The 15,181-nt window shown below is 67.9% G+C and carries 13 protein-coding genes and 1 riboswitch; of the genes, 6 read left to right on the top strand and 7 right to left on the bottom strand.

The window, feature by feature from the left end:
• The first annotated feature begins 23 nt into the window (after positions 1–23).
• On the top strand, positions 24–332 hold the full coding sequence (locus VN11_RS01250) for an addiction module antidote protein (protein ID WP_053448520.1): 309 nt from the start codon (positions 24–26) through the stop codon (positions 330–332).
• A 50-nt stretch (positions 333–382) separates the two neighbouring features.
• Here the strand turns inward: VN11_RS01250 and VN11_RS01245 are convergent, their stop codons facing one another.
• Positions 383–1,837 carry a SulP family inorganic anion transporter gene (locus VN11_RS01245; RefSeq protein WP_053448519.1) on the bottom strand — a complete coding sequence of 485 codons (1,455 nt, stop codon included), beginning with the start codon at positions 1,835–1,837 and terminating at the stop codon, positions 383–385.
• Between the two features lie 207 nt (positions 1,838–2,044).
• Between VN11_RS01245 and VN11_RS01240 the strand changes: the two genes are divergently transcribed.
• The gene (locus VN11_RS01240) at positions 2,045–3,025 is read left to right on the top strand and encodes a cation diffusion facilitator family transporter (RefSeq protein ID WP_053448518.1); all 981 of its coding nucleotides are present in this window, start codon (positions 2,045–2,047) and stop codon (positions 3,023–3,025) included.
• 110 nt (positions 3,026–3,135) lie between these two features.
• Complete coding sequence (locus tag VN11_RS01235) at positions 3,136–3,561, top strand: organic hydroperoxide resistance protein (RefSeq protein WP_005411948.1); 426 nt, start codon at positions 3,136–3,138, stop codon at positions 3,559–3,561.
• Between the two features lie 146 nt (positions 3,562–3,707).
• Here VN11_RS01235 and mmsB read toward each other — a convergent pair whose 3' ends face one another.
• From mmsB to VN11_RS01210, 5 genes are read right to left on the bottom strand one after another with little or no spacing between them, the layout of a single operon-like run.
• On the bottom strand, positions 3,708–4,598 hold the full coding sequence (mmsB, locus tag VN11_RS01230) for a 3-hydroxyisobutyrate dehydrogenase (protein ID WP_004153728.1): 891 nt from the start codon (positions 4,596–4,598) through the stop codon (positions 3,708–3,710).
• Positions 4,595–5,770, bottom strand: a complete 1,176-nt coding sequence (locus VN11_RS01225) for an enoyl-CoA hydratase/isomerase family protein (RefSeq protein ID WP_053448517.1) — start codon at positions 5,768–5,770, stop codon at positions 4,595–4,597. Before VN11_RS01225 ends, mmsB begins: the two co-directional genes overlap by 4 nt.
• Positions 5,767–6,564 carry an enoyl-CoA hydratase gene (locus VN11_RS01220; RefSeq protein WP_008266557.1) on the bottom strand — a complete coding sequence of 266 codons (798 nt, stop codon included), beginning with the start codon at positions 6,562–6,564 and terminating at the stop codon, positions 5,767–5,769. The genes VN11_RS01225 and VN11_RS01220 overlap by 4 nt, the downstream gene beginning before the upstream one ends.
• Positions 6,561–7,727 (bottom strand): acyl-CoA dehydrogenase family protein, encoded by a 1,167-nt coding sequence (locus tag VN11_RS01215; RefSeq protein WP_008267675.1) that lies wholly within the window; start codon positions 7,725–7,727, stop codon positions 6,561–6,563. Before VN11_RS01215 ends, VN11_RS01220 begins: the two co-directional genes overlap by 4 nt.
• Positions 7,728–7,741: 14 nt before the next feature.
• Positions 7,742–9,247, bottom strand: a complete 1,506-nt coding sequence (locus VN11_RS01210; RefSeq protein ID WP_053448516.1) for a CoA-acylating methylmalonate-semialdehyde dehydrogenase — start codon at positions 9,245–9,247, stop codon at positions 7,742–7,744.
• 115 nt (positions 9,248–9,362) lie between these two features.
• Between VN11_RS01210 and VN11_RS01205 the strand changes: the two genes are divergently transcribed.
• Together VN11_RS01205 and VN11_RS01200 are read left to right on the top strand one after the other, a co-directional pair.
• Positions 9,363–10,730, top strand: a complete 1,368-nt coding sequence (locus VN11_RS01205; RefSeq protein ID WP_053448515.1) for a helix-turn-helix domain-containing protein — start codon at positions 9,363–9,365, stop codon at positions 10,728–10,730.
• Between the two features lie 341 nt (positions 10,731–11,071).
• The gene (locus tag VN11_RS01200; RefSeq protein ID WP_053448514.1) at positions 11,072–12,025 is read left to right on the top strand and encodes a DUF1028 domain-containing protein; all 954 of its coding nucleotides are present in this window, start codon (positions 11,072–11,074) and stop codon (positions 12,023–12,025) included.
• Positions 12,026–12,098: 73 nt separating this feature from the next.
• On the opposite strand, the gene VN11_RS01195 is transcribed toward VN11_RS01200, so the two are convergent.
• On the bottom strand, positions 12,099–13,973 hold the full coding sequence (locus tag VN11_RS01195; protein WP_080374857.1) for a patatin-like phospholipase family protein: 1,875 nt from the start codon (positions 13,971–13,973) through the stop codon (positions 12,099–12,101).
• Positions 13,974–14,100: 127 nt separating this feature from the next.
• Positions 14,101–14,315: riboswitch (cobalamin riboswitch) on the top strand.
• A 160-nt stretch (positions 14,316–14,475) separates the two neighbouring features.
• Here VN11_RS01195 and VN11_RS01190 point away from each other — a divergent pair.
• A complete protein-coding gene (locus tag VN11_RS01190; RefSeq protein ID WP_080357239.1) occupies positions 14,476–15,162 on the top strand; it encodes an epoxyqueuosine reductase QueH in 687 nt (228 codons plus the stop codon).
• The last annotated feature ends 19 nt before the right edge of the window (positions 15,163–15,181 follow it).

The raw sequence follows: 15,181 nt of genomic DNA, 5'->3' as shown, positions 1-15,181 counted from the left end.
GCGCCATTCCCAGGACTCTCCCCATGAGCAAGCTGAAGACGATTCCCTTCGATCCCGCAGACTATCTGGAAGATGACGTCGCAATCGCCACCTATCTGAGCGAGGCCTTGGCAGCAGGTGATGCGGGCCACTTCCAGGAGGCACTCGGAACAGTGGCGCGCGCTCGTGGCATGAGCGGTGTTGCCGAGGTCTCCGGCCTTGGACGCGAAAGCCTGTACAAGGCGCTGCGCCCCGGTGCACACCCACGCTTCGACACCGTGCAGCGGGTACTGTCAGCGCTCGGGGTGCATCTCATCGTGCGAGCCGACAAGCAACCCGCAGGCACCGCCTGATCGCTGCCGCTGGCCCGCCGGGCATGGCCCGGCGCTACCACCCTGCCCGATCAATGCCCGCCGCGCGCGCCGCCCACCTGCTCGATGAGGGTCTGGCTGGCGGCATTGAGGCCCACCACCGTTACCTTGGCGCCATGCGCGGCCAGTTTTTCCTGAGCGCGTTCCAGCGCGGCCACGGCGGTCAGGTCCCAGAGGTGGGCATCGCGCAGATCGATCTGCACCTTCGGCGCCACATGCTGATAGTCAAACGCCGCACCCAGCTGGCCGCCCGAAGCGAAGAACAGCTGGCCACGCACGCGGTAGACCTGCGTGTCACCGGCATCTTCGCGCTGCACGTCCAGCATGCGGCCAACCTTGCGGGCGAAGAACAGCGCCGACAGCAGCACGCCGCTGAGCACCCCCTTTGCCAGGTCGTGGGTGGCCACGGTGACCACCACGGTCAGCAGCATGACAGCGGAGGAACTGCGCGGATGCGTGCGCAGGTCGCGCAGCGAGCACCAGCTGAAGGTGCCGATGCTGACCATGATCATCACCGCCACCAGCGCCGCCATTGGAATCTGCCGCACCAGTTCGCTGCCGTACACCACCAGCACCAGCAACACCACGCCGGCCACCAGGCAGGACAGGCGCCCGCGGCCGCCGGAGGTCACGTTGATGACCGACTGGCCGATCATCGCGCAGCCGGCCATGCCGCCGAGGAAGCCGGTGACCGTGTTGGCCACGCCCTGGCCGACGCATTCGCGGTTGCGCTCGCTGGGCGTTTCGGTGATGTCTTCGACGATCTGCAGGGTCATCATCGATTCGAGCAGGCCGACCACCGCCAGCGTGGCTGACACCGGCAGCAGAATGCGCAACGTTTCCCAGGTGAGCGGAACATCCGGCAGCAGGAAGTGCGGCAGGCTGTCAGGCAGCTGGCCCATGTCGCCCACGCTGCGCACGTCCACGCCGAAGCCGATCACCACGGCGGTGAGCACCACGATGGCCACCAGCGGCGAGGGAACTGCACGGGTAATGCGCGGCAGCAGGTAGATGATCGCCAGTGCGGCGGCGCACAGCACGTACACGGTGGGACCGCGGCCGATCAGCTCGGGCATCTGTGCCAGGAAGATCAGGATGGCCAGTGCGTTGACGAAGCCGGTGATGACCGAGCGCGAGACGAAGCGCATCAGCGATCCGAGCTTGAACACCCCGGCCAGCACCTGCAGCAGGCCGGCCAGGATGCTTGCCGCGAACAGGTACTGCAGGCCGTGGTCCTTGACCAGGTCCACCATCACCAGCGCCATGGCGCCGGTGGCAGCGGAGATCATGCCCGGGCGGCCACCGGCGATGGCGGTGATCACCGCGATCGAGAACGCGGCATACAGGCCGACCTTGGGGTCGACGCCGGCGATGAGCGAGAAGGCGATGGCCTCGGGAATCAGGGCCAGGGCGACGACGATGCCCGACAGCAGGTCGCCACGGATGTTGCCGAGCCATTGCTGGCGCAGGGGGTAGGACGTTTGCATGGGAAAACTCCGCGCACACGCGGGCATGGCCACGTGGCGCTGCAGTGGAAAGACACGGGTTCCTGAGCCGGGCGGGCCGGCTGCCGATGTGCGGCAAGGGTCAGGGTGGCGTGATCACTGCAGGGCGGGGTCGATGCGTGGGAGGGGCGCAGTCTACGCCACTGGGACCATCGGGGACAGCATCGTCGCCTTCGACGGCAGCGCAGCATGGCTCCGCTCTACAATCCAGGCATGGCCGCCGACCGACCGCATTTCTTCGACCCCGCCACCGAACAGGGCGTGCTGCGCCTGTCGATTGCCGGTGCACTGCTGCTGGCAATGGCCGCGGTGGTGTTCGGCCTGTTGGCCAATTCCTCGTTGATCATCTTCGACGGCATCTACGGCCTGATCGACGTGGTCATGACCTGGCTGTCGCTGCTGGTCGCGCGGCTGATCGCACTGTCCACCAACACCGATGCGCTGCAATCGCGGCTCAACCAGCGTTTCACCATGGGCTTCTGGCACCTGGAGCCGATCGTGCTGGGGGTCAGCGGCACGCTGATGATCGGCGCGGCGCTGTATGCGCTGGTCAATGCGGTGGATGCGCTGATGTCCGGTGGCCGCCACATCGCGCTGGGGCCGGCGATCATCTTTGCCGGCCTGTCACTGGTGGCCGAGAGCGCATTGGGCTGGTTCGTGCTGCGCGCCAATCGCCGCATCGGATCGGAGTTCATCGCGCTGGATGCAAAGAACTGGGTGGTGGCGGCGAGCATGTCGGCCTGCTACATGGTGGCCTTCCTCGGTGGCGTGCTGGTGCAGGGCACGACGTGGGCCTGGGTCGGCCCTTACATCGACCCGGCCATCCTGGCCTTCGTCTGTGTGCTGGTGATGATCGCGCCGCTGGGTACCGTGCGCCGGGCGCTGGCCGGCATCCTGCTGGTCACCCCGCCGGAACTGCAGGCGCACGTGGATGCGGTGGCCCGCGCGATCGTGGCGAAGCATGGCTTCGTCGAGCACCGCAGCTACGTGGCACAGGTGGGCCGTGGCGAGCAGATCGAGCTGTTCTTCGTGGTGCCGGAAAACGACCCGCCACGGCCGCTGGTGGAATGGGACCAGCTGCGTGACGAGATCGGCGACGCGCTGGGCGAGCCCTCGCCGGACCGCTGGCTGACCATCATGTTCACCACCGACCGCGAGTGGACGCTCTAGGCCGGCAGGACGATCGATCAAATTTTGCGGACGAGCTGTCACCCAGCGTCCTTGGAAACCGGGCAAAGTAGGCTCCAACGCAACACCACCCACCGACCAGGAGCATCCCGATGTCCATCGAAAAGGTTCTGTACACCGCCCAGGCCACCTCCACCGGCGGCCGCGAAGGCCGTTCCGTCTCGTCCGACAACGTGCTGGACATCCAGCTGTCGACCCCGCGCGAGCTGGGCGGCGCCGGCGGCCCGGGCACCAACCCGGAGCAGCTGTTCGCGGCCGGCTATTCGGCCTGCTTCCTGGGCGCGCTGAAGTTCGTGGCCGGCCAGGCCAAGGTCGCGCTGCCGGCCGACACCACGGTCACCGGCAAGGTGGGCATCGGCCAGATCCCGACCGGTTTCGGCATCGAGGCCGAGCTGACCATCAACGTGCCGGGCGTGCCGCGCGAGCAGGTGGAAGAACTGGTGCAGAAGGCGCACATCGTCTGCCCGTACTCCAACGCCACCCGCGGCAACATCGACGTGACGCTGGTCGTTGCCTGATGTGGTGATGCCGGCCAGCGGCCGGCACCAGCCACGCCAAGGAAAAAAAATGGGCGGATGCCGGTCGAAACCGGGCATCCGCCCATCCCACCTTCGTTGTCCCCTAGGGGGCATGAGGTTGCCGGCCAGCGGCCGGCACTACCAGGTCACTTCTCGCTCGTAATGAGCTGCACGACGCTGGAGAAATCCAGCTTGCCGCGGCCGGCCTGGTGATTCATCGAGTACAGGTTGCGGGCCACTTCGCCCAGCGGGATCGAGGCGCCGACACTCATCGCCGCTTCCACCGCCAGGCCCATGTCCTTCAGCATCAGGTCGCTGCCGAAGCCGCCGCTGTAGCCACGCGAGGCCGGCGCATTCTCCAGCACGCCCGGCCACGGGTTGCACACTTCGGTGGCCCAGCTGCGGCCGGTGCTGACCGCCATCATCTGCGACAGCACCTTCGGGTCCAGCCCATGCGCCACGCCGAGGGCGATGGCTTCGCCGGTGACCGCCATGATCACGCCCAGCGCCATGTTGTTGCACAGCTTGGCGACCTGGCCGGCACCGCTGGCGCCAACGTGGAAGATGTTCTTGCCCATCGCCTGCAGCACCGGGCGCGCGCGTTCCAGCGCGTCCTCTTCGCCGCCGACGATGAAGGTCAGGGTGCCGGCCTGGGCACCGGCGGTACCGCCGGACACCGGCGCGTCGATCATCTGCAGGCCACGCGCGGCAGCGGCTTCAGACACCTTGCGGGCACTGGCCGGGGCAATGGTGCTGCAGTCGATGACCAGCGCACCGGCCGGGATGGCGGCGAGGATGCCGTCGTCGCCCAGGTACACGCCTTCGACGTGACGGCTGGCCGGCAGCATCGAGATCACCACCTCGGCATCGGCCAGGGTGTCACGCGCGGTGGACGCGGCGCTGGCACCGGCATCGACAGCGGCCTGCACCGCGGCCGGAACCAGATCAAACACGCGCACGCTGTGGCCGTTCTTGACCAGATTGGCGGCCATCGGGCCACCCATGTTGCCCAACCCGATGAATGCAATGCGGCTCATGCAAGGCTCCTTTCAGCAAGGGGAGTACCCAGGTCGGCCAGCGGATGCGCGGCATCGGCCCAGGGGGAAGCAAAGAAAGTGTCGGCCCACGTGGTGGTGGCTTCGGCCAGCGCGGCCGGTTTCCACTGCGGGTTGCGGTCCTTGTCGATCAGCAGGGCGCGGATGCCTTCGGCAAAATCGCCGTGGGCGGCGCAATGCAGCGCGGTGATGTATTCCAGCCGGTAGACGCTGGCCAGGTCCTGGCCGGCGCTGCGGCGCTGCAGTTCGAACGCCAACCGCGCCGAACCGGGTGCACCGGCGGCGAGGGTCTTCTGTGCCGCCTGCAACCACGCATCGTCGGTCTGCAGGCTGCTGATCCGGTCAATGATGGCGGACAGGTCATCGCCTTCGCACAGCGCGTCGACCTGCGCCGCGTGGGCCAGCAGCGGGCCGGTAACGGCGTCGCTGGCATGCGATTGCAGCAGCTGGCTCAGGCGCTCGTGGTTGTGCGCGGCATCGCCCGACCAGGCCACCTGCAGCAGCGCATCGAACACCGCGCTGCGGCGTTCTTCGGCCACGTGCACGTCGGCCAGGCCGGCGTAGATGGCATCGCCCGGATTCAGCAGCGCGCCGGTCAGGGCCAGGAACAGGCCACCCTTGCCCGGTACGCGCGGCAGCAGCCAGCTGCCACCCACATCGGGGAACAGGCCCACGGTGATTTCCGGGAACGCCAGCTTGGAGCGCTCGCTGACCACGCGGTGGCTGGCGCCGGACATCAGGCCGATGCCGCCGCCCATCACGATGCCATGGCCCCAGCACAGGATCGGCTTGGCGTAGGTGTGGATGAGGTAGTCGACGCGGTACTCGACGTCGAAGAACTCGGCGGCGTAGTCGTTCTCGCGGATGTCGCGGCGGCCAGCGTCGCGGAAGGCGACCATGCTCTTGTACAGGCTGTGCAGGTCACCGCCGGCACAGAACGCCTTCTCGCCAGCGCCCTGCACCACCACCACGGCGATGCCGTCGTCGTCGGCCCAGGCATTGAGCTGCTTCAGCAGCAGGTGCGCCATCGGCAGCGAGAAACCGTTGAGCGTACGCGGCGCATTGAGCGTGGCGATGCCGATGCGCGTGCCGTTGCCGGCCACGCGCTCTTCGAACAGCACCGGTGCTTCATCGGCAACGGTGTCGGTGCTCATGCGTTCTTCCACTGCGCGGCGCGCTTTTCCAGGAACGCGGTCACGCCCTCGACCTGGTCGGCGGTGTCGAACAGGTCGACGAAGGCTTCGCGCTCGGCCACCAGTGCCGAGGCATGGGTGCCGCTGCGGGTGGACTGCACCAGGGTCTTGCAGGCGGCGATGCTGGTCGGGCTCTGCTTGCCGGCCTTGTTCGCCCACTCCAGTGCCAGCGCCTTGGCCTCGCCCTTGCCGACCTTTTCTTCGGCCAGGCCAATGCGCAGTGCGGTGTCGGCGTTGATGCGCTCGCCCAGCAGGATCATGCGCTTGGCCCAACCCTCACCGACCAGGCGCGGCAGGTTCTGGGTGCCGCCGGCGCACGGCAGCAGGCCGACGGTGGCCTCCGGCAGCGCGACCTGGGCGTGCTCTTCGATGATGCGCAGGTCGCAGGCCAGCGCGCATTCCAGGCCGCCGCCCATGGCATAGCCGTTGATGGCGGCGATCGACACGCCACGGAACCCGGACAGCGCTTCGAAGGCTTCACCGAAACGGCGTGCGGCTTCGCGTGCGGCGGCCTTGTCGCCCGAGGCAAACTGGTTGAGATCGGCGCCGGCGGAGAAGAACTTCTCGCCGTCGCCGGTGATCACCAGCGCGTAGATCTCGCGGTCCGCGTTGAGCGCGCCCACCAGGTCGCGCAGCGCCGACAGGCTGTGTACGGTCCAGGTATGCGCGGGCGGGTTGTGCAGGGTGACCACGGCGGTGTGGCCATCCACCTCGACCTTCAGGCCCACATGCTCCTGGGTACGCCAATCCTTCATCGCAGTTCCTCTTCGGTGTTGAGCAGGTGGCGGGCAACGATCACCCGCATGATCTCGTTGGTGCCTTCCAGGATCTGGTGCACGCGGCAGTCACGCAGCAGGCGCTCGATCGGGTATTCGCGGATGTAGCCGTAGCCACCGTGGATCTGCAGCGCTTCGTTGCAGACGTTGAAACCGGCATCGGTGGCGAAACGCTTGGCCATCGCGCACCACACGTTGGCATCGCCGGCACCGGCATCGAGCTTGCGCGCGGCGGTGTGCACCATCTGCCGTGCGGCGACCAGTTCGATGGCCATGTCGGCCAGCTTGAACTGCAGCGCCTGGAACTCGGCCAGCGCCTTGCCGAACTGGCGGCGCTCGCCCATGTAGCGGCGTGCGGCATCCAGCGCGCCCTGCGCCGCACCCAGCGAGCAGGCGGCGATGTTGATGCGGCCACCGTCCAGCCCCTTCATCGCCAGCTTGAAGCCGCCACCTTCCTCTCCCAGAAGGTGGCTGACCGGCACGCGGACGTTTTCAAAGGTGATGCCACGGGTGGGCTGGCTGTTCCAGCCCATCTTCTCTTCCTTGCGGCCGAAGCTGACGCCCGGCAGGTCGGCCGGCACCGCGATCGCGCTGACACCACCGGCACCGGCACCGCCAGTACGCGCCATCACCACCAGCAGCTCGGTGGCACCGGCGCCGGAGATGAAGGCCTTGGAGCCGTTCAGCACGAAGTGGTCGCCATCGCGCACAGCGGTGGTCTTCAGCGAGGCCGCGTCGGAACCGGCACCCGGTTCGGTCAGGCAGTAGGAGGCCAGCTTGAGGCCGGCGGCCAGATCCTGGCCCCATGCATCGCGCAGTGCCGGCTGGCCCCACTTGGACACCATCCACGAGGCCATGTTGTGGATGCTGATGTACGCTGCGGTCGACGGATCGACGTTGGCGAGCTCCTCGATGACGACGGCGGCGTCCAGTCGGCTCAGGCCGCTGCCGCCCACTTCCGGGTCCATGTACAGGCCGCAGAAGCCCAGTTCACCGGCCTTGGCGATCGCCTCGCGCGGAAAGATGCCCTCCGCATCCCATCGCGCGGCGTGCGGCGCCAGTTCGGCCTGTGCGAAGTCGCGCGCCGCCTCGCGGTACGCCTGCTGCGCTTCTTCCAGTTCCGTCGTCATCGAGTGGCTCATGGCTGCTCCTGCGGTTACTTCAGGCTGATCGTGGTGTTGACGCCGTGGCTCAGCGTTTCGTCATCGAACCAGCGCGCGGTGACCGTCTTGGTCTGGGTGTAGAACAGCACCACCTGCTTGCCGTAGGGGCCCAGATCGCCCAGCTTGGAGGCGCGCGAACCAGTGAACGAGAACAGCGGCACCGGCACCGGGATCGGCACGTTGATGCCGACCTGGCCGACGTCGATGTCTTCCTGGAACCTGCGCGCGGCGGCGCCGGACTGGGTGAACAGGGCGGTGCCGTTGCCGTTCGGGTTGCTGTTGACCATGGCGATGGCCTCGTCCAGCGTTTCCGCTTCGAGGATGACCAGCACCGGCCCGAAGATCTCTTCCTGGTAGATGCGCATGTCGGTGGTGACACCGGCAAAGATGGTCGGGCCGACGAAGTTGCCCTTCTCGAAGCCATCCACCTGCGGGTTGCGGCCGTCGAGCACCAGCTTGGCGCCCTGCTCCACGCCCGAGGCGATCAGGCCTTCCACGCGCTCGCGGGCGCTGCAGGAAATGACCGGGCCGACATCGGTGCCGGACACGGTGCCGCCGCTGACCTTCAGGGTCTGGGCCTTGGTGACCAGATCCTGCACCCAGCCGCGGGCCTCACCGACCAGCACCAGGGTGGAGGCGGCCATGCAACGCTGGCCGGCGGCACCGAAGGCGGCGCCGACCATCGCATTGAGGGTCTGTTCCTTGTTGGCGTCCGGCAGCACCACGGCGTGGTTCTTGGCGCCCATCATGCACTGCACGCGCTTGCCGGCCAGCGAGGCGCGGTTGTAGACGTGGGTGCCGACGCGGGTGGAACCGACGAACGACACGGCCTTGATGTCCGGGTGGTCGCAGATCGCGTTGACCACTTCCTCGCCGCCGTGGACGACGTTCAGCACGCCCTTCGGAATGCCCGCTTCCAGCGCAAGCTCGACCAGGCGCATGGTCACCATCGGGTCCTGCTCGGACGGCTTGAGGATGAAGGTGTTGCCCGTTGCAATCGCCATCGGGAACATCCACAGCGGGATCATCGCCGGGAAGTTGAACGGGGTGATGCCGGCGCACACGCCCAGCGGCTGCATGATCGTGTAGGTGTCCACGCCATTGGCCACGTTGTTGGCCAGTTCGCCCAGCTGCAGGTTGCCGATGGCAGCGGCATGCTCGACCACTTCCAGGCCACGGAACACATCGCCTTCGGCGTCGGGCAGGGTCTTGCCCTGTTCGGCGGTGAGGATGTGGGCCAGCTCGCTCATGTTCTCGCGGATCAGCTGCTGGTACTTCAGGAAGATGCGCGCGCGGGTGCCGATCGGGGTCTTGCGCCAGGTCTTGAAGGCTTCCTTGGCGGCGGCCACGGCCGCGTCCACTTCACCGGTGGTGGCGAACGGCACCTGGGCCAGCACGTCCTGGGTGGCCGGATTGATCACGTCCTGCCAGTGGGAGGTGGCCGATTCAACGAACTGGCCATCGATCAGCATGCGGATACGGGGCGCTGCAACAGTCATGACGACAATCCCACGGGGTGCGAAAGATGCTTGGCATTATTCACAGCACCCACCTCGATTTCCGGGCTGAATCCGCTTAATCTGGCCAACACGCCAGAAGATTCATGTTAATTCTGTGAATTATTCAGCCCCTCAGCGACAACTCGGCCTGCGCCTGCTGCGCCTGCGTGAACAGCGCGGCTACAGCCAGGTAGACCTGGCACGGGCGCTGGGGCTGTCGGCCAGCTACCTGAACCAGATCGAGCGCAACAAGCGCCCGCTGACCCCGGCCGTACAGAAAAAGCTGGGCGAGGTACTGGGCGACGTTTCCGCGCTGTTCGACGACGATGAGCCCGCCGCGCTGCAGGAAGCGCTGGGCGAAACCCTGCGCGACCTGGGCCTGGCCGAGGTGAGCGCGACCGAGCTGCGGGCCCTGGCCGGCAACCTGCCGCAGGTCAGCCGCGCGCTGCTGGACCTGCACCGCCGCCACCTGGCCCTGCGCGAGCATGCCGCCGCGCTGGAGTTCCAGCTGGGCGAGCCCGAGGCCGGCAGCACCCTGCCCGCCGGCGACCAGGTGCGCGAGTTCTTCAACCGCATGCACAACCACATCCCCGAGCTGGACGAACTGGCCGAGCGGCTGTTCGCCGAGTGGGGGCTGTCACCCGGGCACGTGGCGCCGCGCCTGCGCCAGCTGCTGGCCGATCGCCACGGCGTGCTGGTGGAAGTGGCCGCGTTGCAGGCCGGGCGCGAGAAGCGCCAGTTCGATGCCGGGGCGCGCCGGTTGTGGCTGCCGGATTACCTGGAGCCGGGGCAGCAGGCGTTCCAGATGGCCGCCGAGCTGGCACTGCACGGTTACCTGCCGCAGATCGATGCGGTGATCGCGCGCGCGGGCTTCCACGACGAAGCGCGCATCGCGCAGGCGCGGATTGGTTTGTCGAATTACTTCGCCGGTGCGCTGGTGATGCCGTACATGCGCTTCCTGCGTGCGGCCGAGGCCAGCAGCTACGACATCGAACTGCTGGCGCACCAGTTCGGCGTAGGCTTCGAGGCGGTGTGCCATCGCTTGAGCACGCTGGCGCGGCGCAGTGCGCCCGGCTTGCCGTTCTTCTTCATCCGGGTGGACCGTGCGGGCAATGTGTCCAAGCGGCATTCGGCTACCGATTTCCATTTCTCGCAGGTGGGCGGCTCGTGCCCGCTGTGGATCGTCTACGAGGCGTTCAACCAGCCAGGGCGCATCCTCACCCAGACCGCACGCATGCCCGATGGCCGCCGACATTTCTGGCTGGCACGGCAGGTCAGCAGCGGGCCGGTGGGCCATGGCCAACCGCGCAAGACGTTCGCGGTGGCGCTGGGCTGCGACCTGCAGCATGCGGAGCGGCTGGTGTATTCGCTGGGGCTGGATGTGCAGAGCCCGGGCAACTCGGTGTCGATCGGCCCGGGGTGCCGGGTGTGCCCGCGCGAGGACTGCATGCAGCGCGCGTTCGCGCAGTTGCCGGGAAGGTAGGGTTATTCGGCAGGGCTGCGCCCTGCACCTGCCGAGGCCGAGGCCGAAGCAACTGCAACGGCAAAAGCTTGCATTCCGTGGGATGGCGGGGTGGGTCCGGTGGCGGGGGACGCCGTAAACCCGTCCTTGGGGGCTTGGCCGCGGCATCCATGCCGCGGACACCCCCGCCACCGGACCCACCCCGCCTTCGACAGTTCTCTGCGATCTGTCTGGATGGCATGACCTGCTCCTGGTGGGTGTCGACCTTGGTCGACACGGTAGATCCACGCATGGCGTGGATCTACTAAACCATTCGTGCGTAGGCTGCATCCCAATCGGGATGCCCATCCCTGGAGATGACCATGCCCCTGTTGCGTTCCTGTGTGGCTCTGCTGCTCGCTGCCTTTGCTGCGCCGGCATGGGCGACCTTTTCCATCGTGGCCTGCAACGAGGCCGGTGACTGCGGCGTGGCGGTGGCTACGCACAATCTGGCAGTCGGTGGCGTGGGCGTGCCGTGGGCGCAGGCCAGGGTGGGGGCCGTTGCCAGCCAGTTCGAGACCAATCCAACCTACGGCTCAAAGGGCCTGACGCTGCTCGGCAAGGGCCGCACGCCTGCGCAGGTGCTCAAGCAGCTGCTGAATGAAGACGGCGATTTCGATGGCACCACGCTTGCCGAGCGCCAGGTGGGACTGGTCAGCGCGCGTGGTGGCAATGCCCAGTACACGGGCGCCACCGCGCAGCAGGCAGCGTGGGCTGGCGCGCAGGGTGAGGGCATGCTGAGTGTTCAGGGCAATGGCTTGGCCGGGCCCGAGGTGCTGGCGGCCATGCAACGCAGCTTCGAAGAATCACGCGGTGCGTTGGCAGCGCGCCTGCTGGCGGCGCTGGAAGCCGGTCAGGCCGCGGGCGGTCAGCGCAGCGGGCAGTGGTCGGCGGCGCTGCTGGTACGCACGCCCGGCGGTGACTGGCAGGACACCGATCTGCGCGTGGATGCCGATCCGCGCGCCGTGGCAAGGCTCCGCGAGCTGTACGACATGCGACTGTCCAACGACGCCATCATCCGTGCCGAGCAACGCTGGGAAAAGGGCGATGTGGCCGCTGCACGTGCGGCGCTGGCCACCGCGTTGTCACTGGCGCACGGCTGGGACCGCACCTGGGCGCGCGCCGCGCGCCTGGCCATGCGCCAAGGCGATGCAGCGCTCGCCCGCGAATACCTGGCTGGCCTGCGTACGCTCAATCCGGGATGGGTGAAACAGGAACTGGCGCTGCCGTTGTATGCGCCGTTGCAGGGTGATGCGGTGGTGGAGGCGTGGCGTTGAGGCACCGCAGGGGGCAGATCGTGCCGACCAAGGTCGGCACCCACCAGAACCGTTCAATCGGCTGCGGCGAAGATCAATAGATCGGCGTCACCTTCATCTGTGGCAGCGGGCGCGGTGCGCCGTCGGTAAGGTCGGGGCCGAGGTCGTCCCAGCTGCGGCCCTGTTCCACCATCAAGCCCCACAGCTGCTGCGAAGCCTGCCGCTTGTCTTCCGAGCCCAGCTTGTACGACGGCGGTGCCGGCTGGCCACTGGCGACCATCGAATAGGCCGCGCGGTAGGCCAGCACCTGCTGCGCCGGGTCATCGGTGCGCGCCACTTCCAGCGTGTAGCGCTGGTAGGCCGAGGCCAGGTTGCGCCAGCGGATCCAGTAGTGGTTGTCGAACGAGAACGAACAGAAGCGTGCACCGGCCAGGCTGCCCTTGTCGGCGATGCGGGTGAGCACCTCCTGCGGCATGTCCAGGTTCATGCCACCCTCGTCGCCCTGCAGGCTGACGTGCACGATGCGATCGCGGTAGCCCGGTGCGCGCGCCTGCAGCAGGTCGCGCCAGTTCTGCATGGTTGCCACCACCGCGAACAGGAAGCGGCCCAGTTCGGCCGCCGCCAGCGGCGTGGCGATCGACTGGTAGGTGCGCTGCCAGCCGTGGCGGTTCTCGGTGGGCAGGAACACCGCATGCTCCAGCGCCTGGCGGCCGCTGCTGCCATGGCTCACATCCTCGGCATGCTGCGGATAGACCAGGTTGATGGCGAAGGTCGGCCAGCGTGGCAACGCCGCATCGAACAGGTGGATCGGGAAGTTGCTGCTGATGCCGCCATCGGAGAACCAGCAGATGCGGAAAGCGGTGATGACCGGACCGCAGGTCTGCCCGGCGCTGGTGAGCCCTTCCATGCTGTCGGCCACGTTGTGCTCCGCATCGGCCGCCGGTGCGGTCGGTTCGCAGCGGCGTTCGCGGCGCGAGGGCTCATGCAGCGGTACCGCGCTGATCAGCAGCGGGAAACTCAGGCTCATCCGCGTGGCCACCAGCACCGGCAGCTGCGGGCCCTGCGGCAGGTGGTAGTACTGGCGCCCCTCCACCTCCAGCGGCGGGCCGGCCTGCTGTACCAGCCACTGCACCACGCTGGCCGGGAACAGCTGCTCGAACTCCTCGCGCAGGAACCAGAACTGCGCGCCGCCCAGCGGCAGCGTGCGTGGCTCGTTGTGCGACACGCAGGTGGTGATCATCTGCAGGCTGATCGCATGCGGGCTGGCCGGCTCGCCGGGGTAGCGCGGCGCGTCGTGCAGGTCGGCGAAGGTCAACGGAGCATCCAGCGGCTTGCCGGCCAGCTGCTGCAGGCACGCGTGCAGCCATTCGGTGAGGGCGGGCTTGCGCGCATCGCGGCCGAGCCCACTGCACAAGCCCAGCAGGTTGCGCCGCGCCACCCGCGCCACCCGCAGCGCGGCACCGGCCACGCCGGCCCCGTAGGCACACAGCAGCGACGGCAGCAGGGTGGCCGCCACCCCGCTCCAGCCGCCGCCCCACCAGCCCAGGCCGAGCAGCAGCGCCAGCGACACCAGCACCTCCAGCGGCGCGATCTCGAATACGGCCACCGCCAGGCACAGCAGCTTGTGCGGCAGGCGGGCGCTGCCGGTCAGCACCACCAGCAGCCGGTAGGCCGCGCGTGCCCCCCGCGCCGGCTGGAACAGGCTGTAGATGAAGCCGCGCCGCGACAGCTGGGCCGACACCGCCGACAGCCCGCCATAACCGGCGTCGCCGGGCAGGTGTTCGCCCGCCTGCTGGCGGCGGTCGCCACACGCCGCCGCGGCCGCCACCGCAGCGGCGATGGCGCCGGCCGAAGTGCCGCCAATGCTCTTGAACCGATACTCGCGGGCCAGCGCCAGTACCGCATTGGGGTACACGATGCCGCTGGTGATGCCGCCCTTCATGACCAGATCGCAGTACTTGTCCGCCACGAACCACCTCCCGTCTGCCGGTGTCCAGTATGGCAAGAGGCGCTCTCACAGCCTGAGAAGTGGGCCACAGCACTGCACGGCCCTGGGCCCTTGACCATCGCGGCCAACGGGTCCACCGTGCACACGCCGAAGGTACCCCTGCCGTGGCCTGTATGGCGGCAGGGGTTTAAACGGGAATCCGGTGAAGGCGCCTGGCGCGCCCATTCCGGAGCTGCCCCGCAGCGGTGAATGGAAACGAATCCTGCCAACAGCACTGGGCTCGCGCCTGGGAAGCGGCGGGTAGTAGGTGGGTTGCGGCCCGTGTCCATCAGCCCGAATACCGGCCCCGGCCGGGGGACACGACCGTCCCCTGACTCGACCTGGACTCTCCGCGGGGAGGGTGCCGGGGCCGTCGTTGTCCTGCGCGTGCAGGCGGCGCGGCCGCGCGCGTCCTTTCCCCGGTAGCTGCCCAGATCCGCTTCCCACGCGCTGATGCATGGGCCACCGCCGTTGCCGGCGGTCCATGCGGTACCTCACGATGACCGAGCTCCAACGCCCCACCCTGACCCTGCCGGCCGACGGCAAGCGCCTGCTGCTGCACTCGTGCTGCGCGCCCTGCTCCGGCGAAGTGATGGAGGCGATCACCGCCTCCGGGATCGACTACGCGATCTTCTTCTACAACCCCAACATCCATCCGGTGAAGGAATACGAGCTGCGCAAGCAGGAGAACATCCGCTTCGCCGAGCAGCACGACATCCCCTTCATCGACTGCGACTACGACACCGACAACTGGTTCAGCCGCGCGCGCGGCATGGAGAACGAGCCCGAGCGCGGCATCCGCTGCACGATGTGCTTCGACATGCGTTTCGAGCGCACCGCGCTGTACGCGCATGAACATGGCTACGACACCATCAGTTCGTCGCTGGGCATCTCGCGCTGGAAGAACATGGCGCAGATCAACGACTGCGGCATCCGCGCCGCCTCGCGCTATGAAGGCCTGCAGTACTGGGATTACAACTGGCGCAAGGGCGGCGGTGCCAGCCGCATGATCGAGATCAGCAAGCGCGAGCAGTTCTACCAGCAGGAATACTGCGGCTGCGTGTACTCGCTGCGCGATGCCAACCGCCACCGCCGCGAGAACGGCCGCGAGCGGATCAAGATCGGCCTGCTGTACTACGGGCAGGACGCTGAGACGCCGCAGGGCGATTGACGTGTGGGCATGGGGCGGC

The sequence above is a fragment of the Stenotrophomonas maltophilia genome (assembly GCF_001274595.1).
Lineage (GTDB): Bacteria > Pseudomonadota > Gammaproteobacteria > Xanthomonadales > Xanthomonadaceae > Stenotrophomonas > Stenotrophomonas forensis.
Note: the sequence above shows the minus strand (reverse complement) of the source record. Positions and strands in the feature narration are given on the sequence as shown.

What these genes read in the sequence shown, in the direction of transcription:
- VN11_RS01250 (WP_053448520.1), top strand. Translation starts at nt 24, where the DNA reads ATGAGCAAGCTGAAGACGATTCCCTTCGATCCCGCAGACTATCTGGAA.
- VN11_RS01245 (WP_053448519.1), bottom strand. Translation starts at nt 1,837, where the DNA reads ATGCAAACGTCCTACCCCCTGCGCCAGCAATGGCTCGGCAACATCCGT.
- VN11_RS01240 (WP_053448518.1), top strand. Translation starts at nt 2,045, where the DNA reads ATGGCTCCGCTCTACAATCCAGGCATGGCCGCCGACCGACCGCATTTC.
- VN11_RS01235 (WP_005411948.1), top strand. Translation starts at nt 3,136, where the DNA reads ATGTCCATCGAAAAGGTTCTGTACACCGCCCAGGCCACCTCCACCGGC.
- mmsB (WP_004153728.1), bottom strand. Translation starts at nt 4,598, where the DNA reads ATGAGCCGCATTGCATTCATCGGGTTGGGCAACATGGGTGGCCCGATG.
- VN11_RS01225 (WP_053448517.1), bottom strand. Translation starts at nt 5,770, where the DNA reads ATGAGCACCGACACCGTTGCCGATGAAGCACCGGTGCTGTTCGAAGAG.
- VN11_RS01220 (WP_008266557.1), bottom strand. Translation starts at nt 6,564, where the DNA reads ATGAAGGATTGGCGTACCCAGGAGCATGTGGGCCTGAAGGTCGAGGTG.
- VN11_RS01215 (WP_008267675.1), bottom strand. Translation starts at nt 7,727, where the DNA reads ATGAGCCACTCGATGACGACGGAACTGGAAGAAGCGCAGCAGGCGTAC.
- VN11_RS01210 (WP_053448516.1), bottom strand. Translation starts at nt 9,247, where the DNA reads ATGACTGTTGCAGCGCCCCGTATCCGCATGCTGATCGATGGCCAGTTC.
- VN11_RS01200 (WP_053448514.1), top strand. Translation starts at nt 11,072, where the DNA reads ATGCCCCTGTTGCGTTCCTGTGTGGCTCTGCTGCTCGCTGCCTTTGCT.
- VN11_RS01190 (WP_080357239.1), top strand. Translation starts at nt 14,476, where the DNA reads ATGCGGTACCTCACGATGACCGAGCTCCAACGCCCCACCCTGACCCTG.